The 22,274-nt window shown below is 43.1% G+C and carries 17 protein-coding genes; 10 read left to right on the top strand and 7 right to left on the bottom strand.

Annotated elements, in window-relative coordinates; genetic code table 11:
* Positions 1–285 precede the first annotated feature (285 nt).
* The gene (locus tag AAFP11_RS02775) at positions 286–1,362 is read left to right on the top strand and encodes a branched-chain amino acid ABC transporter permease (RefSeq protein WP_341735642.1); all 1,077 of its coding nucleotides are present in this window, start codon (positions 286–288) and stop codon (positions 1,360–1,362) included.
* A gap of 420 nt (positions 1,363–1,782) precedes the next feature.
* Positions 1,783–2,118 (top strand): XisI protein, encoded by a 336-nt coding sequence (locus AAFP11_RS02770; RefSeq protein WP_341735641.1) that lies wholly within the window; start codon positions 1,783–1,785, stop codon positions 2,116–2,118.
* Positions 2,119–2,137: 19 nt separating this feature from the next.
* Here AAFP11_RS02770 and AAFP11_RS02765 read toward each other — a convergent pair whose 3' ends face one another.
* The gene (locus AAFP11_RS02765) at positions 2,138–2,710 is read right to left on the bottom strand and encodes a Uma2 family endonuclease (protein ID WP_341735725.1); all 573 of its coding nucleotides are present in this window, start codon (positions 2,708–2,710) and stop codon (positions 2,138–2,140) included.
* A 267-nt stretch (positions 2,711–2,977) separates the two neighbouring features.
* On the opposite strand from AAFP11_RS02765, the gene AAFP11_RS02760 reads away from it, so the two are divergent.
* From AAFP11_RS02760 to AAFP11_RS02750, 3 genes are all read left to right on the top strand, one after another.
* Positions 2,978–4,543 (top strand): branched-chain amino acid ABC transporter permease, encoded by a 1,566-nt coding sequence (locus AAFP11_RS02760; RefSeq protein ID WP_341735640.1) that lies wholly within the window; start codon positions 2,978–2,980, stop codon positions 4,541–4,543.
* Between the two features lie 68 nt (positions 4,544–4,611).
* Positions 4,612–5,433, top strand: a complete 822-nt coding sequence (locus tag AAFP11_RS02755) for a class I SAM-dependent methyltransferase (RefSeq protein ID WP_341735639.1) — start codon at positions 4,612–4,614, stop codon at positions 5,431–5,433.
* 102 nt (positions 5,434–5,535) lie between these two features.
* The gene (locus tag AAFP11_RS02750; protein WP_341733629.1) at positions 5,536–6,315 is read left to right on the top strand and encodes an ABC transporter ATP-binding protein; all 780 of its coding nucleotides are present in this window, start codon (positions 5,536–5,538) and stop codon (positions 6,313–6,315) included.
* 124 nt (positions 6,316–6,439) lie between these two features.
* On the opposite strand, the gene AAFP11_RS02745 is transcribed toward AAFP11_RS02750, so the two are convergent.
* Positions 6,440–7,303 carry a PEP-CTERM sorting domain-containing protein gene (locus tag AAFP11_RS02745; RefSeq protein WP_341735638.1) on the bottom strand — a complete coding sequence of 288 codons (864 nt, stop codon included), beginning with the start codon at positions 7,301–7,303 and terminating at the stop codon, positions 6,440–6,442.
* Positions 7,304–7,616: 313 nt separating this feature from the next.
* Here AAFP11_RS02745 and AAFP11_RS02740 point away from each other — a divergent pair, with 313 nt between their 5' ends.
* Entirely contained in the window at positions 7,617–8,324 is a 708-nt protein-coding gene (locus tag AAFP11_RS02740; RefSeq protein WP_341735637.1) for an ABC transporter ATP-binding protein, read from the top strand.
* Between the two features lie 344 nt (positions 8,325–8,668).
* Here the strand turns inward: AAFP11_RS02740 and AAFP11_RS02735 are convergent, their stop codons facing one another.
* Positions 8,669–14,152 carry a response regulator gene (locus tag AAFP11_RS02735; protein WP_341735636.1) on the bottom strand — a complete coding sequence of 1,828 codons (5,484 nt, stop codon included), beginning with the start codon at positions 14,150–14,152 and terminating at the stop codon, positions 8,669–8,671.
* A gap of 735 nt (positions 14,153–14,887) precedes the next feature.
* Between AAFP11_RS02735 and AAFP11_RS02730 the strand changes: the two genes are divergently transcribed.
* Complete coding sequence (locus AAFP11_RS02730) at positions 14,888–15,382, top strand: GAF domain-containing protein (RefSeq protein WP_341735635.1); 495 nt, start codon at positions 14,888–14,890, stop codon at positions 15,380–15,382.
* A gap of 155 nt (positions 15,383–15,537) precedes the next feature.
* Complete coding sequence (locus AAFP11_RS02725; RefSeq protein WP_341735634.1) at positions 15,538–15,663, top strand: hypothetical protein; 126 nt, start codon at positions 15,538–15,540, stop codon at positions 15,661–15,663.
* Here AAFP11_RS02725 and AAFP11_RS02720 read toward each other — a convergent pair.
* From AAFP11_RS02720 to AAFP11_RS02710, 3 genes are all read right to left on the bottom strand, one after another.
* Positions 15,655–17,106: an NAD(P)/FAD-dependent oxidoreductase gene (locus tag AAFP11_RS02720; RefSeq protein WP_341735633.1), complete on the bottom strand. Its 1,452-nt coding sequence runs from the start codon at positions 17,104–17,106 to the stop codon at positions 15,655–15,657. The two genes, AAFP11_RS02725 and AAFP11_RS02720, sit on opposite strands and share 9 nt — an antisense overlap.
* 82 nt (positions 17,107–17,188) lie before the next feature.
* Positions 17,189–17,878, bottom strand: a complete 690-nt coding sequence (locus AAFP11_RS02715) for a hypothetical protein (protein ID WP_341735632.1) — start codon at positions 17,876–17,878, stop codon at positions 17,189–17,191.
* Positions 17,879–18,065: 187 nt separating this feature from the next.
* A complete protein-coding gene (locus AAFP11_RS02710; protein ID WP_341735631.1) occupies positions 18,066–19,115 on the bottom strand; it encodes a glycosyltransferase family 2 protein in 1,050 nt (349 codons plus the stop codon).
* A gap of 604 nt (positions 19,116–19,719) precedes the next feature.
* Here AAFP11_RS02710 and AAFP11_RS02705 point away from each other — a divergent pair.
* Positions 19,720–20,823 (top strand): glycosyltransferase family 2 protein, encoded by a 1,104-nt coding sequence (locus AAFP11_RS02705; protein WP_341735630.1) that lies wholly within the window; start codon positions 19,720–19,722, stop codon positions 20,821–20,823.
* Between the two features lie 126 nt (positions 20,824–20,949).
* Here the strand turns inward: AAFP11_RS02705 and AAFP11_RS02700 are convergent, their stop codons facing one another.
* Entirely contained in the window at positions 20,950–21,489 is a 540-nt protein-coding gene (locus tag AAFP11_RS02700; RefSeq protein WP_341735629.1) for a Dps family protein, read from the bottom strand.
* 394 nt (positions 21,490–21,883) lie between these two features.
* On the opposite strand from AAFP11_RS02700, the gene AAFP11_RS02695 reads away from it, so the two are divergent.
* A complete protein-coding gene (locus AAFP11_RS02695) occupies positions 21,884–22,234 on the top strand; it encodes a hypothetical protein (protein WP_341733642.1) in 351 nt (116 codons plus the stop codon).
* Positions 22,235–22,274 lie beyond the last annotated feature (40 nt).

Raw genomic sequence — 22,274 nt, 5'->3', positions numbered from 1 at the left:
AGTTAACTGGTTCCCCGGCTCTGCCTGGGAACCGATGTCTAGAGGCTCTGCCTCGTTTTTCTAGTTAACTGGTTCCCCGGCTCTGCCTGGGAACCGATGTCTAGAGGCTCTGCCTCGTTTTTCTAGTTAACTGGTTCCCCGGCTCTGCCTGGGAACCGATGTCTAGAGGCTCTGCCTCGTTTTTCTAGTACGAAAATTGGAGGCAGAGCCTCCGGATCTGCGTTCCCAGGCAGAGCCTGGGAACGAGTAGAATTCCCCATGAACAATTCCCAATTCCCAATAATTATGAAAAACTGGAAAAGTATTCTCTTATATATAGGTGTAGCGTATATAGTTTTGCTGTTAGGTCCGATCGCCGGATTTGACTTGCCGAAAATTGTTGGTGAAATAGTCAAAAGTCCTGAAGTTCTGATTCAACAATTGTTAGTGGGTTTGGTCAACGGGGCGCTGATTGCAATTATTGCTTTGGGTTACACGATGGTTTATGGGATTATTGAGTTAATCAATTTTGCTCATGGCGATTTGTATATGTTGGGCGCTTTTGCTTCGCTGACTGTATTTGGGGCATTTGGCATTCAAGACGGTGCACCTTTAGGTATTGCGATACCGGTGATGTTAATCGCTTTAATTGTATGTTCGGTGTTTTGTGCGGGTCTGAATATTGTGGTGGAAAAGTATGCTTATCGACCTTTGCGAAATGCTCCTCGTTTGGCTCCGTTAATTTCGGCGATCGGGGTTTCGTTTATTTTCCAAAATATGGGATTATTTTGGGGAGGATTGAAAGCTTTTATTCCGGTGATGGGTTCTAATTCGGCTGCTCCGAAAAGCTTCCCCGATTTGTTGCCCAGGGTTGATATTCTCAAAGCAATGGGAATTGAAACGACTATTGTATTTACTACTAAAGATTTAATTGTGTTGGTAGTAGCTGTGGTATTGATGGTTTTGCTTCATGTGTTCGTGCAGTACACTCGTCTGGGAAAGGCGATGCGGGCAACGGCTCAAAGCCGCGATGCTGCTAAAATTATGGGGATTAATGTGGATCAGATTATTGCTCTAACTTTTTTGATTGGTGGGGCTTTGGCTGGTTCGGCGGGAATTTTGGTTGGTTTGTACAACAATACTATTGTGTTTACGATGGGGTTTACGGCGGGTTTGAGGGCTTTTACGGCGGCGGTTTTGGGGGGGATTGGTAATATTGTGGGGGCGATGTTAGGAGGGGTTTTGATTGGGGTGTTGTCGTCTTTGAGCGACCAGTATTTATCTAGTCGCTGGACTAATGCTTGGGTGTTTGGGGTTTTGGTGGTGATTTTGGCTTTTCGGCCGGGCGGTTTGTTGGGTGAGAATGTTCAGGAGAAGGTTTAAAGTTGCAGGGTTGAAAAAATGGCAAAAGACATTTATCATTACCAAATAACTGGTTCCTAGGCTCTGCCTGGGAACCGATATCCAGAGGCTCTGCCTCGCTTGGTAAAATTGGAGGCAGAGCCTCCGGATCTGCGTTACCAGGCAGAGCCTGGGAACGAGTAGACGAGTAGGAACAATAATTGCAGTTGAAATCAAAAGTTTTATTGGCAAATCTCCAGTAAAAGATTTGGAAAATCCGATCGGGCAATATAGTTTGTACTTAACGCTCTTATCTAGATTAAACCCAGAGCGCACGCTATATTTAGCAATTGTTGAGGAAGTTTATTCTACTTCTTTTTCGGAGAAAATAGTGCAAGTTGTGCTCGAAGATGGGGGAATAAAGCTCATTGTTGTAGATCCAGTTAAGGAGGTTATTACAAAATGGATAAACTAGACGAGTACCGGGACTTAATCTATAAAATATTGTCTTACTATGCTAATTTGCCATACAGATATGGCGATATTAGCAGCTATGTGATTGTCAGCCAAGACCGCAATCATTTTATGTTGATGCACGAAGGTTGGGAAGAGCGCAAACGCACTCATGGTGCGGTAGTTCACGTTGAAATTCGCAACGAGAAACTCTGGATTCATTATGATGGTATTGAAGACGGAATTACCGATGAATTACTTGAGGGTGGTGTTCCGGAAAATTGTATTGTTTTGGCTTTTCATTCGCCGGAAGTACGCAAACATACTGGATTTGCGATCGCCTGAAAAATCGATCGCGATCGCATTAAATATTACCAGGTTTAAGCCAGCCAAAAACTTCTCCTAAAGTCAACTGCATTGGCGGCATAAATTCGGGAACCGGAAGTATATCTGTAGGTTCTTGCAAGGAAATCGGCTGCTGCTTTGCTGGATAAGCTAAGATGTTTTTCTCATCGGGATCGAGTAACCAACCCATCTGGCAACCGGCGTTCAAACAGTGCAAAATATTGTTGGTAACTTTGGTTTGGCTTTGGCCTGGGGACAAAATTTCGATCGTCCAGTCTGGGTGAGCATTAAATGTATTGGCAATTTCGCCGTCAGCATCTAGGGGAATGCGATTCCACACAAAAATCGCGACATCGGGAACAATCGAACGTCCCCCAAAGGTGCAACGAAGTTCTGGAAATGCCCAAGCAATCCGCTGAGGTTTGCCCACTGCATTAACTGTCGTGATCAGTTCTCCCTGAATTGTACTGTGTTTTCCTTTTGGCATAGGTTTTTCTAAAATAGCACCGTTGACGTACTCGCTAGCGGGTTTGGTTTCTGGCAGTTGCAAAAACTCGTCTAAGGTGATAGTTTTTTCTGGAGCTTGTACCATATCGCGATCGCCAGTTTGAAGTGTGTTGCGGTAACAGTCCCAGTATATTTCAATTTTCGTCGCTTTTGGTGCAACAATCGAAGTCAAAAGACTTTAAACTGTACCTAGTCTCCCAGTTTCCAGACCAAGCAGTCTAGGGAATTGGTTGAGGCAGAAGTTGGCACAGCCCCCGTCAGTCGGATCTATACTGCAACTCTTAGCCTTTTTCTATTTGGCGCATGACTAATAACTACTGACTAATAACTAATGACTAATAACTAATGACTAATGACTAATAAAATAATCAAAGCAATTAAATCAAGTGGTCTTTTAGGGGCGATCGCCTCTTTGACTGTACTCCTATTCGGCGGTTGGAGTGGAACAGTCATCGGCTGGCTGATGGGCACGGCAGCGGGCTTTATGGCTGGTCAAGAACAGAAGGCTGACAACCCAAAAATGGGTGCGACTATCGGCAGTTTAGCGGGCTTGGGCTTGGGAGTTTGGCTATTAGTTGCTAGCGTGGTAGAAGGGGTGGTAGTTAGACCTTTTTCTGGTCAATCTGCGGTGGATTTAGCGACTACTTTGCTCTATGGAATTTGCAGTTTGGCGATCGCAATTTTTACCGCTACATTAATGGGTGCTCTACAAGGTTTACCAAACGAACGCCAGCGATTGGCAACTTTGGTGACATTAGCTTTTATTCTAATTCTGTTTCCGTTCATCGATATTCAGGCTAAAACTGGTTGGATTGCGACTGTAGTACAGATTCAAATCTTTATTATGTTGGCGCTGGGTTTAAACATTACTGTGGGTTTTGCGGGGTTGTTGGATTTGGGATATGCGGCGTTTTTTGCGATCGGCGCTTACACCACGGCTTTGCTATCTTCTGGACAGGTAAATATTGCTTGGAATTTTTGGATAGTTTTGCCGATCGCAGCCGGTGTAGCTGGCATATCGGGGGTAATCCTGGGTATTCCCACCCTGCGACTCAAGGGCGACTATTTGGCAATTGTTACCCTCGGCTTTGGCGAAATTATCCCGGTTGTCTTTAGAAACTTAACCGCGATTCGGATCGATGAACCAGTCTCGAAGATTGTGGCTTCGTTGTTGGGGAAACCAGAGTTGGTGTTATGTCTCGTTGGGTGCGATCGGCCTTTCAACCTCACCGGTGGCGAAGCAGGAATCAACCCGATCGGGCGTCCATCTCTCCCCATCATCGGCACTTTCAGCACCGGCAACTACTTTCCCTGGTACTACCTAATTTTACTATTAGTAGTCTTCTCATACTTTATGATTTCCCGACTCCGAGATTCCCGCCTAGGGAGGGCATGGAATGCCATGCGCGAAGATGAATTAGCGGCTAGTGCCATGGGCATTAACCTCGTCAAAACCAAACTTTCGGCTTTTGCAATGGGAGCCACATTTTCGGGGTTTGCAGGCGCGTTTTACGCAGCTTATATCAGCGCCATTTTTCCCAGCGTCTTTGATTTTTCCGTCTCCGTAATCATTCTGTGCATGGTAATTTTAGGAGGCTTGGGCAACATGACTGGTGTGATTTTGGGCGGTATCATTATCATGTCCGCCGATCGCCTCTATCTACCCCAACTAGCCCAAGTCCTGAAAGGTTTTCTGAATACTTTTGTACTACCCAGGATTGCCATCCCGCAGTTAGCAGACTTTCTGGCTACCAGTTTAGACCCGATTCAAATGCGTTTATTTCTGTTCGGTTTAACTCTAGTTGTCATGATGATTGTCCGCCCAGAAGGGCTGATTCCCGATAAAATTCATCAAGCTGAATTGCATGATGATGCTGAAGCGAGTAATGAGTCTTTAGCAGATGCCAGAAGTCAATAGTAATATCAATTCTGGTTAATTGGCGATCGCTATTCAACAAAACATCAGACAAGGGGGAAACATCAGCGATGAGTAATAATTTAACTGGGACTGCTTTTATTGTGGCAGAATTTAGAGCAGAAGAAAATGCAGAGACTACCCCTCTTTACACTGACAATGTAGTACAAATATGGCTAAATGAAGAAACCAGAAAAATTGCCAGCGAAATAGCTCAAAACTCTCCGGCTGCTAAAGAAATGATTAAATTGCGGACTAAATATTTTGATGATATTTTGTCCAATCAAATTTTAGCAGGCTGCAAGCAAATTGTGATTTTAGGCTCTGGTTTGGATACTCGCGCTGCTAGAATAAATGGATCGGGAGTGATTTATTTTGAAATAGACGATCGCGCGACACTGGAACTAAAAGCAGAAACTCTCAAAGCTCATAAAATCAAGGCAAATGTCCGCTACATTCCCGGCGATTACGTCCAAAATAATTTAATCGCTTTGTTGAAACAGAGCGATTTTGATTTTGAGCAACCTACATATTTTTTGTGGGAAGGTAACACTACCTTAATTGCCAAAAAAAATGTCATCTTTGTATTAGAAACAATTCGCGACAATGTTAAGGATTTTAAATTGTCCTTTGATTATATGTCGGAAAAAGTGATTGCGAGAACCACGGGCTACCAAGATATCAATGATTACATAGATAAATACGAAAGTATGTACACACCGTGGATTACTGGGTTTGAAAATATTGAGACTTTGGCTGACGAACTAAGTCTCAATATTATTGATAACTTCTCAACTGCCGAGTTGCACGAACAATATCGCCCTCACCGTTCGTTAGCATCTAATCTTTTAAAATTCTACTTTGTTTGTACGTTAGAACTTATATCTGAGTAGTAAAAAACCATATTTAACCGCAGAATGTAATACGGGCTATACAAAGTTTCGTCCGCCTGCGCCCACTGGAAAACAAGTAAAGTAATAGGAAGTAGAACAAAAATGTCATTATTAGAAGCACAACAACTTACCATGCGATTCGGCGGCTTGACTGCCGTCAATCAGGTCAGCTTAACTTTAGAAAAAGGGTCGATCGCCAGTTTGATCGGCCCCAACGGTGCAGGTAAAACCACATTTTTTAATATGCTAACGGGCATCTACAAACCGAGTGCCGGTCAGTTGGTACTGGAAAATAAAAATATTACAGGCTTACCGCCCGATCGCCTGACAACTTTTGGCATTGCTAGAACCTTTCAAAATATCCGTTTGTTTAACAACATGACTGTGCTGGATAATGTGCTAGTAGGTAGACACTGTCGCTTAAAAACAGGTTTGTTGGGTGCAATTCTCCGCCCTCCCACTGTGACTTTGGAGGAACGGGAAGCTAAGAAAAAAGCCTTGACGATGCTAGAATTTGTCGGTTTAGGTGCTGCGAAAGCCCCGGAGTTGGCAAAAAACCTTTCCTACGGCGACCAGCGTAGATTGGAAATTGCTAGGGCTTTGGCATCGGACCCGAAAGTTTTGCTTTTAGATGAACCGACTGCGGGGATGAATCCGAACGAAACTGCCGATTTAACTCGCTTTATTTACCGGATTCGGGATGAGTTGGATTTGAGTATTTTGCTAATTGAACATGATATGAAAGTGGTGATGGGAATTAGCGATCGCGTCAGTGTTATGGAATATGGCACTAAAATTGCAGAGGGAACTCCGGCAGAAGTTCGCGCTAATCCTCGCGTGATTGAGGCATATTTAGGAAAAGAAGAAGATGCTAACGGGTAATAGTTCGACGAGTTGAATTGCCAAAATAATTAGGACGGATTTGCGTGTCCATCCTAAAATTTGATTGCCACAAATTTTGCAATTTTCTCTGGGGACTTTACAGATTTATGTTGTGGGATTTTTACTAAACTTTTGAGGGGATTTCAGAGAATTTATTCTTGAGTTTTAGCGCCCTGACCAACAATCCGAAAAACAGTGCCGTACCTAATATTGTACTGGGTTCTGGAACTGCTTCTGCTGGTGCTTCTGCTTGTACTTCTGCAAAATTGTTCTGAATTTCTACTAATCTTAAGCTAGTCGCGCTGTCGAAGGTCCGTGAATACCTCCACAAAGAAGTAAACAGGACGCTTTCTATAGTGTTTCCTGGTGCGTAAGGTGGTCTTAAAGTTAATTTAATTGCACCGAAATCGAAGTTATCGCTGCTGCTGTACAGGTTCCGAGTAAAGCCCTGAGAAGAGTCTAAATCACCAGAAATCTGAAAAGAATCTAATAAAATGTTGGTAACAGTGTCAATCAACCCTAAAAATATACTTCCCCTGGCAATAGCGCGTTCAGATTGGCGGTTGTCAACTGATGCAAAAAGATTTAAATCTGTCATAGCACCGAAGGAAAAAGTTTCTTTGGCATCAATGTAGAAGTCGCCGATAACTGTTGCTTGACTTTTGGCTGAACCTGTATAGTTGCTGCCGCTGCCTGTGACTTCACTCTTGGAGAGGCTTGCAGCCAGCAATTGCTGACAGTTAGATATAAAAGCTGGATCGGCGCTGGCTTGGCTAATCACAACACCGTTGTTAGCTATCCTCGAAGTGTTAGTGTCAGTAGATGTATCTGTCTCTGTCGGTCTGTGACTGAAGTTCTTAATTATTATTTGTGCGGTAGAACCTGCTATTGTAGCAGCACTGCTGGGCGCGATACCTACAGTCAAGCTGCTGAGTAAAGGGGTTGCTAATAAAAATGCGATCGCTCCAGTGCTGTGATTTAATTTCATGGCGGATATCCTAAAATTTGTACTTTTTTTAGTGCTGTGATTCTTTTGTTTTGTACTGGTTGGTTGTACTTACGTATTAATATTATCTCTTGAATGAGAGATTTTTGTAAAGCTACCGTCAAGAAATCATTTGTTTTATTAAAAGTTCTGTAAAGCAGGTGGCACTAACTTATCAAAATACCTGGAGTCAAAGCTATTGCTGGGTGTTGATTTAAGTTAAAATACTGTTTACTATAAAAAAGGTTAATTGTAAATTAATGCAATAAAAATTTATAATTAGTCTGGATAATATAACAAAGGAGAAAGAGTAATTATGTTGGAAATCAAAGACATTCACACCTACTACGGAAATATTCACGCCCTCAAAGGAGTATCGCTAACAGTCTCTCAGGGAGAAGTTGTGACATTAATCGGTAGCAATGGGGCTGGGAAAACTACAACTCTCCGCACGATTCAAGGGCTGCTGCGCCCACGCCAAGGTACTGTGTTATTTGAAGGGAAGCCTTTGGAATCGCTGTCTACAGAGGCGATTGTCCGTTTGGGTATTTCTCAAAGTCCCGAAGGGCGGCTAATTTTCCCGCGCATGACAGTACAAGAAAACCTAGAAATGGGTGCTTATCTCCGTAATGATACTCTCGGTATTAAATCAGACATGGAAAAAGCATTAAATTTATTTCCCCGTTTGCGAGAAAGAATTAGTCAAAAAGGCGGTACTCTTAGCGGTGGTGAACAGCAAATGTTGGCGATCGGTCGCGCTTTGATGTCGCGCCCCCGTCTGTTATTATTGGATGAGCCGAGTATGGGACTCGCACCGATGTTAGTGAGTCAAATTTTTGCGATCGTCCGCGATATTAATGCTCAAGGTACAACTATTTTACTCGTAGAACAAAACGCCCGCATGGCTTTAAGTGTAGCTCATCGCGGTTATGTCATCCAAACTGGTCAAGTTGTAGTCGCCGGTAGTGCTAGTGATTTGCAGTCAAATGAAACTGTTCGCAAAGCATATTTAGGTGAAAGTTAAATAGTTATATTTGTTATTTGTTATTTGTTGTTTGTTATTTGTGATTGGTTATATCAAATCCGGTAGCATCTGAATGATTCAGATCTCTATTCTCTCCCTCTGTGTCCTCTGTGTTCTCTGCGGTTAAATCATTCCGATGCAGCCGGAAACGATATTATTTGTTGGTAAAAACAACACTAATAATCAACAAATAATAGGACTTACGGATAAGCTCTATATGTAGTGTAAAAAATGTGGATTTTAGAGCAACTCATAGTCTTACAGAATATTTTTGGTGTAAGTCCTGAATAACCCACAACAAATAACAAATAACAAATAACCAATAACCAATAATAAATAACCAATTACCCAAGGGGCGCTCGCAATTGCCGCCTCTCCAACTCCCGTTCAAAAGCCACGCGCACTTTTTCCCACTCCACTTCCGCTTCAAACAGCCAATCGCGGGCTATTCCAACATCAAAAGTCTGGCTCCCTCCCGACTCAACCGCCGCACGGCTAATCGACTCCAACTCCTTGCAAACTTCCGAAAAAGACACCGCCCCCAAATTAGCACTACTAGACTTTAGCGTGTGAGAAGCCAGCTTCAAACTGTCAGCATCGCCAGTAAAAATAGCCTCTTTGATTGCTTCTAAATGTCGCGGTGCATCTGCTAAATAGATATTAATTAAATCTGCTAAAAAATTGGGGTCATCATCATCATCTAGCTCGCTGAGATTTTGTAAAATATGAAAATCTATCGGCGAAACATTTTCGGTTTTAACAATAGGAGAACCAGTCCCATAGCCACTTTCTAATTTGCGAGGGACACTGCCATTTTTGGACTCATTAACCGCAGTCAATCCATCCCGATTGAGAGGTTGACATTTACTCAGGGCGATCGCCAACTCTTCCCGACGGACAGGTTTAGTAATATAATCATCCATACCCGCTGCCATACATTTTTCGCGATCGCCCTGCATCGCATTAGCAGTCATAGCAATAATTCTCGGCTTTTGGTGAGCCGGGAATTCCCGACAGATATGGCGCGTCGCTTCCAATCCATCCATTTCCGGCATCTGCACATCCATCAGCACAACATCGTAAGATTTTCGCTTCAGAATCTCCAAAACCTGCAACCCATTACCAGCAATATCAGCCCGATATCCTATCCTATCGAGCAAATGTGTTGCTACTTTTTGATTTACCACATTGTCCTCTGCCAGCAAAATCCGAATCGGATCTCTCTTCGATCCATCCGGGGAGGAAATCGCTCCCTGTCTCAACACCAAAGGAGTTGGCTGCACGCGCTGTTGTGTCTGGGAATTTTCAAAATACTGCAATCTTGAAGTCAAACTCGCCACACTTGAAACATCCCCCCGGCTATTTCTGGCAGTAACATAGCCAAAAACTTGCACCAAAACATTATAAAACTGAGACTGTTTCAGAGGCTTAGTTAAAAAAGCAGCAAAATGCACTTCTGTAGTTTCAAGTTTTTTCCAAACTTCCGCCTTACTCAAATAAGTAAATAGCACCAAAGGTAGTGGATTTTTCTGATTACTTTGAATATTTATCCCATTCCTATCTAAGCCTTCACTGTCGGCCAAAAAATTGCGCATTTCAAGTTTCCGAATTTCCACAGCCAAGGCAACACCATCCATATCTGATAAATTCATTGCCAAAATAGCCAAATCTATCTCGGAATTGTCTTTAATTATTTCCAAAGCCTGAGCCGCAGAAGTTGCCGTCACGGGTATCATGCCCCAAGACTCAGCCTGGGCAATCAAAACTTGCCGATTTATTTCATGATTTTCCACAATTAACAGACGCTTTCCTACGACAAAATCCGGCTGTTTTTCCTCCGAATTACCTTCGATAGCTTCCGCCATCAGCGTAAAATAAAAAATGGAGCCGGTTCCCGATATCGACGGCTCTACAAATTCCGCAGGCGCTTGTCCCACCACACTTTTTCTAAACTCAGGCAGTGATGTTTGGAAATGACTATTTGGTCTAGATACCTGACTAAAAACCCACATTCTACCAGACATCATATCGCTAAGGCGCTGACTGATTGCCAGTCCCAAACCAGTACCCCCGTATTGTCGAGTAGTTGAAGCATCGACTTGTGAAAAAGCTTTAAACAGACGATCCATCCGGTCTGGTGGAATGCCTATTCCCGTATCTTGCACAGCAAATTGAATTTCGTATTGTTTATTAACTGTTAAGTCTTCCGGGTTAATTACGAACTGTTCTTGTTCTAAATTATTTTCATTTAACGGTGAAGTAGCCGCAGCCTTGGGCAGAATTTCTCTAGCGGTACAACGTACCACTATTTCTCCTGATTCGGTAAATTTAACGGCATTCCCCAACAAATTTACTAATATTTGGCGCAGTCTAGTGACATCGCCTAAAATCTTTTTAGGAACTGAAGAATCAATTAAGTAAGCTAACTCTAAGCCTTTTTCCGAAGCTTTCGGTGCTAGCAATTCTAGAGATTCTTCTATACAGTTTTGTAATTCAAAAGGATGTTTTTCTAAATCTAATTTACCCGATTCTATTTTGGAAAAATCGAGGATGTCGTTAATAATAGTCAGTAAAGCATCGCCACTACTGCGAATCGTTTCGACAAAATCCCGCTGTTCAGGAGTCAGCGCCATATCTAGCAGCAAACCAGTCATGCCAATTACTGCATTCATGGGAGTGCGGATTTCGTGACTCATGGTAGCTAAAAATTCGCTCTTGGCTTGGTTAGCAACTTCCGCTGCTTGTCGGGCTTGATCTAAAGCTTCATTTTGCTCTGCCAGTTGCTGCTGTCGCTCAACTTCTGTTTCTAAAAGCTTTGCTTGAGCTAAAGTAATGCCGACTTGAGCGGCAACATCTTCTAAAAGTTCTATTTCGTCTGGATTCCATTGACGAGTTGCATCGCACTGGTGCAAAGTAATAATTCCGTTGGGTTTGTTTTGATAGGAAGTGCGAACTGCTAACATAGATTTCAGTCCGATGCGGCGACACATGGGTACTGAGGATTCGAGCAAAGGATCGGCAAACACATCGGGAGATGCTAGGGCTACATCTTCGGAAAGGAGTTTTTCGGTATAGGGGTTGTAAGTTACCGAGAGTTCTAAATCTAAAGCTGATTCGTAGGCTGGTTCTAAGTATTCTGCGACGCAAGGAAGGTGGGGATAGGGTTCGACTAGATAGGTGTGAATTGTACAGCGATTGACACCAAATACGCGACCGATTTGGGTGGCGGTTGTTTGGACAATTTCTTGAGTATCTAAGGTCGATCGCACTTTTTGAGTGATTTGTTTGAGCAACAAAACCCGCTGGTATTGCCGCTGCAAAGTTAGCTCTCGTTCCTCGCGAGCAATTTCCGAGCCGATGTAATTCCCCATCAACTTTAAGATTTCTAAATTGAGGGGTTTTATAGGAGGTTTAGGGGTGCGGGATGTAAAGCTCAAGGTGCCAAAAACTCGGCCGCCTACCATTACCCGCGTACCCATAAATGCCTCCAGCCGACGCACTGTGTAAGCCGGGTGGTGTCGCCACTGAGTAGTACCCGCCGATTCGATGGAAATAGGTTCTGACGATCGCAATACCTCTCGTTCAAAAGTTCTACTTAAAGCAAAACCGTCTCCTTTAGCAAATCCGAAGGGAAAATCTTCTGGTAAATAAGCCGCCATTACTTCGTAGCGATCGCCCAAAACCCGTCCCAACAGCCCAATATCCATGCCAAACTGACTGCAACCCATTGCCAGCAGCCTCGCCGTGCGCTCATCAAAGGAGCCTTGAGAGCTCACCATTACCTCGTAGAGCGCTCGAATTGCCCTTTCACTTTCCCGCAGTTCCTCAACCCCTTCGACACGGCGGCTGACATCATGCAAAGTCCCCAAAATTCCAACAATTTCACCTTCGGAATTCAGTCTCGCCTGGGCAAATATTTCCACTGAAATAAAGCCGGAACAACTTTTATTGTCTAACTCATCAAAACCGATAGGATACCTTTTCAAAAATTGCACTTCGCGCCGATGAAATTCTGACTTGCGCGCCACCAAAGAATCGAATAATTTGGCACACTGCTGTCGCTCATTGATGTGTATCCAATCTAAAAAATGAGTTTGTAAACTTTCGGCCACTGAATAACCAGTCATGTCCGTCCAAGCACGGCTCAGAAATGTCCAAACCCCTCGCACATCCATCTGAAAAATTACAGTTGCTTTCAGAGAGTCAAATATTTCTGATTGCTGCTGCTCGCTTTCGCGGAGTTTTACCTCTAACTCCTTCTTTTGAGTAATATCTGTATGAGTTCCGACCATCCGCAGTGGTTTTCCCTCAGCATTTCGCAAAACTTGACCCCGGTTGAGCACCCAAATAATGCTACCGTCTTTGGATTGCATCCGGTATTCTGTTACAAACTCCGCTGTTTTTCCTGCTAGGTGATCTTCTACAACTGCTTTGACTAAATCCAGATCTTCGGCGTGAATTCGGCTCCACCATTCGGAACTGCGGTGGTCGATTTCACTCTCAGAGTAACCCAGCATTTCTTTCCAGCGATCGGAATAAAAACACTCATCAGTTTCAATATTCCAATTCCAAATCCCTTGATTGTTGATTTGAAGCGCCAGATTTGCTAGGTCGGAACTTTTTTGAGAGATTTGTTCAATTTCTTGGCGATGCACCGCCGCCATTTTTATTTGTGCAGATAGTTTTTTATATTGGGTGCTGGTAGATTCTAGCTGGCGCTGCAAAGCGATTAAACCCGAATGCAGAGATTTTGAATCCAGGGCTTGCAATAGGATGGTTTTAGGATTAACAATACCGATCGGGTGACTATTTTCGTTGACAACTAATAAAGGCAGTTGGCAGTAGGTTTTTTGCAAAAGACCGATGGCTGTTTCCAGAGTTTGGTAAGGCCGTACCAGGGCTGGCGGGCTGCTGCAAACCGTTCCCGCTTTAGTTTGGTTAGAGTCTATTCCCAGTGCTTGCAACAGCACAATATCGCGGGTACTGACCACCCCAATCAGCTTGTTGTTGGTAAATTTTGAATCCTGAGTCGTCCCCGTCGCATTTTGTTCAGCGGTTTCGGTGATCAATACATAGTTAACATTGTTTCTGAACATCAGTTGCGCCAAGTAACGAACTGAAGCACTAGCCGGAGCGTGAATAATCCGGGAGGCAGCGATGCGAGGGATTTGATAAAGTTTAATTGAGTTAGCTGGCAACTCTAACTTCGGATGCAAACTTGGCGCTGGCGGAGGGGGTGTCAATAGCGTTTGAGGTGACGAAACGCTACTAACTGCTTTTTTTTTCGAGTTCCCAGCATCCTGTAACATTTGTAGCAAACTTTGAGTGCTAATGATACCGACAAGTTCGTCAACTTCGTTGACAATTGGCAAGTGGCCTATTTGGTTTTTTTCCAGCAGACTTCCCAAGGCGAAAATGTCGGTAATTTGCGATTCTCTGGCTACAGTTACCGTTCTGATCATAATTTGTTCGATCGCAAATCCTTTTAAAGAAGCCCCGATCGAATTTAGCTGTACAATATCTCGTTCTGTGAGGATACCCAGCACCGGCCCATCAGCCGGATAGCTTGGTTTTGAGCTGTTGAGACTCCGCCCATTTAAGTCTGAGTGTACCGGACGGGGTACGGTATCGTAAAAACCTAAATTTTTCCGTGCTGCTGCCTTCGGGTCTGTCCAAGTTTCTCGTTGAAAATTCCCGTGCTGTTCCAGCACTAGCACGTAACTAGCCCCTGTGCGACTCATCAGTTCGATCGCCTCTTCTATGGGTGTCTGAGGCGTTACAATGAGGGGATTGCGGTTAATTACCTGATTGAGGGAGGGAATAAACATCAGGGGGCATAGGAGTGATATTGGTTAGAAAACCGCGACATCGTAAAGGTTTAGATATTTGGCTGCCGCCAATAGATGCTGACGGCTCTGGTAGTCGGGGTAATTGTCAGGATTTTGGCATCATAAACTTATGCGGTAACACTAGACCCAAAATCTCCGATTTTTTTGATTATAAGCCACACTACCAATTGTCTTAACTTTAATCTTCCTTTTGACTCTATCAAAGATTATACTAGAGGACTGTACTTGACTGGTTAACTCTCTCACCTTTTTCTGGACGATACCGTAATTGCTCTCACCTAGGGAAGGGAACTGCCTGGAGTTCTGTGGGAGGTCTGACACCTCAACACCAGGTATTCACCAGGCATGGTCTGGCGATCGCCACCGGACGGATTTAAGTATTTGTACCGTAAAATAAGCATCACTAAGTAACCTGGAGCAAAGCAATAACAGAAGTAATATCACTATTTTAAATTTTTCAATAAATCGCCTCAATTTTCATCATTTTTTTATAAAAAATGGCATCAAAATTTATAGCCAAGTCTAACTTAGGGGTGTAGTTATTAAGTTTACAGAAGTTGTATTTCTTCAAGTTAAACAAGCTTGAGGAAAGGTTATTTACGAAATTTACACTAAAATTTATCACCAAATCCCCATCACTATACAGCCGAGCGCGATCGCAGCAAAATTCAGGTACGCTATCCTGTAATTGTACCTATCTAAACCATTGATATCATGTCTGTCGATCGCCTGCAAAAGATTGTTGATAGCTTGAGAGTTCGTCTCAAGCGCGATGTATTAGTTGAAAAATCCCTATACGAAATTCGGGAAGTCTTACAAAGCGATCGCGCCGTACTCTACTATTTTTACAGACAGTGGCATGGTCAAGTTACCTGCGAGATGTTAAGTGCGATCGAACTGTCGATTTTAGGTTCCACCGGGCCTGACGAGTGTTTTAACGGCGAATATGCTGCTTTGTACCAAGGGGGTAGAGTCAGAGCAATTACAGATATTGAACTAGAACCAATTCACGAATGTCACCGAGATTTTCTGCGTAGCCTGAAGGTGCGCGCTAATTTAGCAGTGCCAATTTTAACGGCGAAGGGGCTTTGGGGACTGTTAATTGCTCATCAGTGCAGCGGGCCACGCATTTGGTCGCGATCGGATATTGAATTCATGCAGACACAAGCACAAAATATAGCCATGTCTCCCACAATTCAAAATAGCTAAACATCACACCAATCAACCCTAATTCTTCAATCTGCATGGGCTGCTGAATCGTGATATCGTTTCCGGTTGTATCGGAATGATTAAACCACAGAGAACACAGAGGACACAGAGAAAGAGAAGAGAGAAATAATAATTCCGATGTCAACGGAATTGATATGATGCGCTGTTTGATAGCGAGCACAAGTTTAGATTATGTTTGGGTAATGATAGTTGAGCCGATCGCCCCTACACCAAAAATGCGCGATCGCCTCCGCAGTCACCATTGCCAAATCTCAACTTGACTGCGAAATCAAATCCGAATCCTTTTTTTCCTTAGATCGATCGACTGAAAAATCTTCATAGTACGAGCGTTCAGTATTCACATCCCACAAATCGTGCTTTTCCCCCAGAATATTTCTCACCGCCAATATCCCCGTTAGCATAGAATGGTCTTGATTGTTGTATCGGTGCATACCATTGCGCCCGATCGTCTGCAAATTCTCAATTCCCTTCAAAAAACCTTCCAGAACCTGCAAGTGTCCCCGATATTCGCCATCATAAACTGGATAAGCTTTGAGTTGCCTGATCACAACTCCATCCTCAACATCCGCAGATTTTGCTAAACCCAAACCAACCAACTCGCGACTTGCTAATTCCACAAGTTCCGCGTCCGACATTTCCCAAATCTCGTCACCTACGCTACAGAAATATTCCATCCCTAAACAACTTTTGTTAGCGTCTGGAACTAAAGCAGCACTCCAATTCTTGAAATTTTGAATTCGTCCAACTTTGACTTCGGGAGAGTGAATATAAATCCAGTTGTCTGGAAACAAATCCTGGCGATCGACAATCAGCGATACAATCAAAAAATCTCGATATTTGAGCGATCGAGCCGCGTGCAAAACCTCCGGTGGCGGCGGCGGCTCCATTCTTGCTACCAGCGCCGATATCGGCATACTCGTCACAAAATTATCCGCAGAAAATTGCACTAATTCGCCATTATGTTCAGCAGTAATACTTTTAATTTTATTTCCTTCACGCTGCCAGCTAATGACTTTAGTATCCAGGTAAACTTTGCCCTTTTTACTTTCCACAGCTTCCGCGAACTTTTCCCACATCATCCCCGGCCCCAAAGCCGGATAATCAAACTCTTTAATTAATGTTTTAGTATCATTGCTACCAAACAAAGCATTAACAATTGCTGTCTTCAATGACAATCCTTTAATTCGCTGTGCCGCCCAATCAGCTTGAATTTCCGAACAAGGAATGCCCCAAACTTTTTCAGTGTAAGTTTTGAAGAATGTTTTGTATAGTCGTTCTCCAAAACGATTGATCACCCACTGTTCAAAAGTTTTTTCTTCAGGAAGTGGCTGAATTCTCACTTTCAGATAGCTCAACAAAATTAGCATACTTTCAAATATGCCCAAATTAAATAGAGTATTGAAGGCACTTATCGGATAATCAAAAAAACGACCTCTATAATAAATTCTGGACAATCGAGGCACTTTAATAAAATCATTTCCCAGTACCTCTTGCCACAACTGCTGCACGGCAGCAACTTTAGTATAAAAGCGGTGGCCACCAATGTCGAAACGATAGCCTTTGTAGGTTTCAGTGCGAGCTATTCCCCCAACTTTATCATCTTTCTCTAATACCACAGGGATGATACCTTGCTTGACTAGCTCGTAGGCTGTAGTCAAACCGGCAGGTCCAGCACCGACGATCGCAACAGGATAATGTTTCACACTTGCCTACCTCTAGTTTTTTATATGACTATCTAATGCTGTTTTGACACTCCCCGGCGTGAACGCACGGGGATTCTTTGATCTATGACATGACTTGCTGATGCAGGATTTCTCCAGCAAAAGTAGAGGACTCATCTCCCAAAGCGTTACTTGCATTTAATGCAAAGGTTCCGGTATGCCCTACCGTACCTAATCCTCGACTTAGGATGTTTCTAGCTGCATTGAAATCTCTATTCATTAAACAACCACATTTGCAACGGTCAACATCAATACAAAACTGAACATATACACCCGAAGCCCGTTTCACTAATCTTACTCGTTTGATTTGGCTACAGGAGTAAAAATGCAAATCCCGTGTTCCTTTGAGTTTGAGTTTTCCAATTCCTTTTTTGTCGGTAAATTTGATTGACTTTCGATCGGTGGCCAGTTTCCATCCAGTTGACTTATACTCGACTGAGCGACAATTTTTCTGGAATTGTGGATACCCTTTTTTACCAGAAATCCCTTTCTTGCAGTTTTCGTAGAATCGGGAGATCGCAGACCAAGCTCTCTCAGCGCTGGCTTGTCTTGCTTGAGAATTGAGTGCGTCAGCAAACGGAAATTCACTCGCCAGTACCGCACAGTATTTATTTAAGTCGTACTTATCTATTTTTTTGTTTTCCGTCCAATAGCGTAAACAACTATTTCGGACAAATTGAGCTGTACGAATTGCTTCATCTACTGCTGTGAACTGACTCTTATTTCCGTAGGCTTTAAACTCAAAAACTAGCATGGCTTTACCTCCTCCCTTATACTAATCTATTACTCACAAAATATCTGGTATTGCCACAAATTTTTACAATTAAAGCCGTCCTAAAAGTACGGGGTTTTCAACCCAGTTTTTTGATAACTTGTGAACTTAGTAGATGCACCCGTGAATACCCTGAGACATTCTCGCTCGATTCAAACATTTACCTTCTTCAGTTGGTCTTGAGCGGTTGAGCAGATACTGGCAAGCTAACCTTGACAGTCAAGGGCTTTTTTTGGGACAACACATGGCGAGCAGTGCCGATCGCAAAGCCTAGTCCGCTGTAAAAGTAGTAAAGCCAGTGCCAAGGAATTGTTTTGATCGCGAATATCATACCATGTTTCCGCCAAAAGAAGGCGTAAAGCGGAGCATTAATTACTACCAGCGGTACAGCCAGCAAGCTAGCCAATATCAGAGCACCCAGAGACCACCAAGTACCCAAAAATGACAGTAGCATTGCATAAGTTAAAACTATGCTGACGCGGCTGGAAACTTGCAAGTTGAGGTCATTGTTCAATTTGCGATCGCGCCAAATCAACTCAGTCCAAGGCAATGCTCGGTAGAAAAAATCAGCTCTCAGTAACGAAATAGGTTCCCACCGTTTTAAGTGTTTCACCTGTAATGTTTTACATAACCTAATTCTGTAACCTGCTTGTTTCAAACGGTAGCCTAGTTCAATATCTTCGATCGAAGGTCGGCGATAACTTTCATTAAAGCCACCCATCTGCAAAAAGATTTCCCGGCGGATCAATCCACAAGCACCCCAAAAAGTCGAAGCTTCTTCATTACCTGTTTGGTGGACGTAGTGGTGCATCAGATTTCTATACTGCGACAAAAAACCTGGATCTCCAGGAGCATCGTCGTAAGAACCAATTGCCGCAGCTAAATAAGGGTTATTTTTGAACACCGAAATCGCGTAGCCTATAGCTTCTGGACAAACAGCCACATCAGCATCCACGAAAAACAGAATATCTCCCTTCGCAGCCTGAGCTCCCAAATTCCTTGCCCGCGCCGGCCCCCCGGATTCGGGAATTCTGATTAATTTAGCACCAAATTCCTTTGCCAAACGCCAGGAACCATCGCTGTCCCCATCTGCTACTACAATAATCTCCATCGGTCTCGGTACAGCTCGATCCAGTTTTGACAAACAGGTGCGGAAGTAAGCACCCCCGTTGTGGACTGGGATAATCACGGATACAGTTGGTTCAGCAGTATAAATCATCACCTAATTTCTTTAATTTTCCTAGCAAAAACTTCGGTTAATTTTACAGATGCTACTTTACACAGGATAAAGGCAGCTCTACTTTTTACTCAACAACCCGATCTTTGTTTCTCTTCAACGGCATTTTTTTCTGGGGTCTGTCGCTGCTTTTTCCCCAATTTATACCCGTATTTTACGCCGGATCTGGCCCACACTGGTAGTATAAAAGCAACAGCTTTACAAAATCTTTAAAAACACCAGGATTTCTGTAAAGCTCTTAACAAGCACGCTCCCTCATCTTGTGTGACTTTATTGCCAGACACCAAATTGCGATCGCCAACTCGACAACAAGTATAAAAAAGCACATATACTTGATATGCTTTTTGACAGTGTACGATCGACCTTTATACCAATTTAATGTGAAGTTGAATATATTTCGATCCCCCTAAATCCCCCTTAAGAAGGGGGACTTTGAGAAGAATCTTGTCCCCCCCTCCCACCAGGGGGGTTAGGGGGGATCAGATTCTATGCAGCCTCATAAAAAATTGGTATTAGTCGTTTCTTAACATACCATTAGCTCAGCCTTTTCGATCCACAATTTTACCAGCACCAGTTTAGACCATATATGAACATTTCCCACAACGACTTAGATTTGCCTTTAATTTCAGTCATCATACCTGCTTACAACGCTGAAAATTTTATTGCCAAAACACTCTTATCTGTATCATCTCAAACTTATCAAAACCTAGAAATATTAGTTGTTAACGATGGGTCTACAGACACCACCGCAGACATAATCAAATCTTTCGCCAAAAAAGATAAGCGAGTTATCCTATTGGAACAATCAAATGCAGGCGTAGCCGTCGCGCGCAACCTCGCCATTGAAAAATCTAGAGGCGAATATATTGCTCCCATCGATGCCGACGATATTTGGTATCCTCAAAACCTAGAAAAACAATTAGACTGCTTAAGGAAATCAGAGCAATCCGTAGGAGTGGTCTATTCGTGGTCCCTTGATATCAACGAACAAGACTTACTCACAGGTGGATTTTACAACTCTCTCGTAGAAGGAGAAGTTTACACAGCTTTAGTTTATAAATATTTTATGGGTAATGCGAGTTCATGTCTGATCCGCCGGATTTGTTTCGAGAAAGTCGGCGGTTACAATAGCCAATTGAAAGCCGAAAATGCCCAAGGCTGCGAAGACTTGGAACTTTTTCTCCGCATCGCCGAACATTATCAATTTAAAGTAGTACCAGAATTTTTAGTTGGCTACCGACAGATTCCCAGCAGTATGTCTTGTAACTATGCAGCAATGGCAAAATCTCACTCTTTAATTATGGCAGATGTGCGGAAGCGGCATCCTGAAATTCCTGCCAAGATTTATGGCTGGTCAAATAGCAGTTTTTATATGTACAATTTAGCAGTAAAAAGCAACCGTAACGGCAACCATTTGAGTACATTATTTTGGCTATATCGAGCTTTTAAAGAAGATTTATTCATGACTCTTTTGCGTCACAATTTTTACATTTTATCTCTGGAAAGTATCGGAAAAATTCTAGTTAAACCATTTACTCAATCTAGGTTAGAGTTTAAACAACAATTGCCCTCCAGTGAAGGAACAACAATTGCCACCGTCAACCGCCGAACCATGATTCATAAAATGCTCCCATCTCAGGTATACGAAAGAATCAGACTCAATATTTTAGTAAATCAAGGAGGCAAATAAACCCACATCAAAAAACCAGATTTTATGAATAAACCTGGTCTTTGATGCCATATATAGAATCAGCTTAAACAAAGGAACATATATTTGCCTGATTCCTGATTTCTGCTGGATTCTACTTCTAAATTATTAAGCGTGAGAAGCTGTAGGAGTTTTAGCTTTTGGCTGCTTACCATCGGGCGAAATAGATTCCCCTTCAATAAAAGACCGCAACATCCAAGCCATTTGTTCGTGCTGTTCCATCAAACCAGTCAAAAAGTCGGCAGTTCCATCATCATGAAACTCTTCAGCGCAATGTGTGATGTGTTTGCGGAGATTGCGAATTACCAACTCGTGGTCATCAACTAAACGCGATACCATTTCCGTAGCTAAAGGCAAATCGCCGATATGTTCTTTAATCGAACCATACTTCAGAAAACCCTCAGCAGTACCAATTGGATAGCCACCTAAAGTTCTCACCCGTTCCGCCATAGCATCGATATTGAGTGTTAACGCCTGATAGTGTTCTTCCCACAACTGATGGAGCGATCTAAACTGCGGGCCAACTACATCCCAGTGGTACTTCTTAGTTTTGATTAACAGCAGATAAGCATCGGAGAGGTCGTGATTCAACAGTTCGATGACTCCCGCACGTTGCTCTTCGGATAGACCTATGTTTAACTTACGCATTGAAACTGTTTCCTACAATCTAAGTTTCCATTCATTAAAACCGATTTACTGTGTCAATTACATCAACCCAAAGGACGATTGAAGTTTAGTAAAATAGCCTAGTTTTCTGTTACAATAATCGCCATATAGATACCTTTAGATAGATGCAATGAAACTTTTGGTTCCGAGTCGTTAGTGCCACTGTGGCGATCGCCCACTCAATATATATATATATGGTTTGATGATGCTCCCAGATACCCAGACTCATCAGCTACACACCTTAGTTTGTCGTTTGAGAACCTAAGCATTGTAACGAAACATTACAAAATGACGTTAAAACTGTATAGAGTCTTGACAGCCAAGAAAGGAGCGGCTATTCTGATATACATACCCGGGTAAGTCAATTCACAGTCCTATGCAAGAAAAGCAAAAAGTTACACTGTATCTTCCACCTGAACTGCATCGCCAGCTCAAAATCAAAGCCGCAGTAGAATCTGAACCGATGTCATCAATTGCAGAAAGGGCAATTGTCTTTTACCTAGGAAACTCCGAACTGGTTGACGAAGTAGAAGCCTCCTACGGACAAACCCATCGGGTATACACTTGTCCAGAATGCACGGGTTCAGTAGTAATGCGAGATGGAGAACTGGCATCGTTAACAAGTCAGCCAAGCGTATTGGCTGAGCAGGAGCTTCCAGTCAAGCAGGTGTCAGGCGTCAGCGCCAGCACAGCCCTACCGGGAGAGGAAGAATTAGTTCCCTGCTAAAAATGCCTTGCTAGCCGCAAGCGGCTAGAACTGAAATAGT

Origin of the sequence: Microcoleus sp. CAWBG640 (assembly GCF_020883015.1) — a bacterium.
Taxonomy (GTDB): Bacteria; Cyanobacteriota; Cyanobacteriia; order Cyanobacteriales; family Microcoleaceae; genus Microcoleus; species Microcoleus anatoxicus.
Note: the sequence above shows the minus strand (reverse complement) of the source record. Positions and strands in the feature narration are given on the sequence as shown.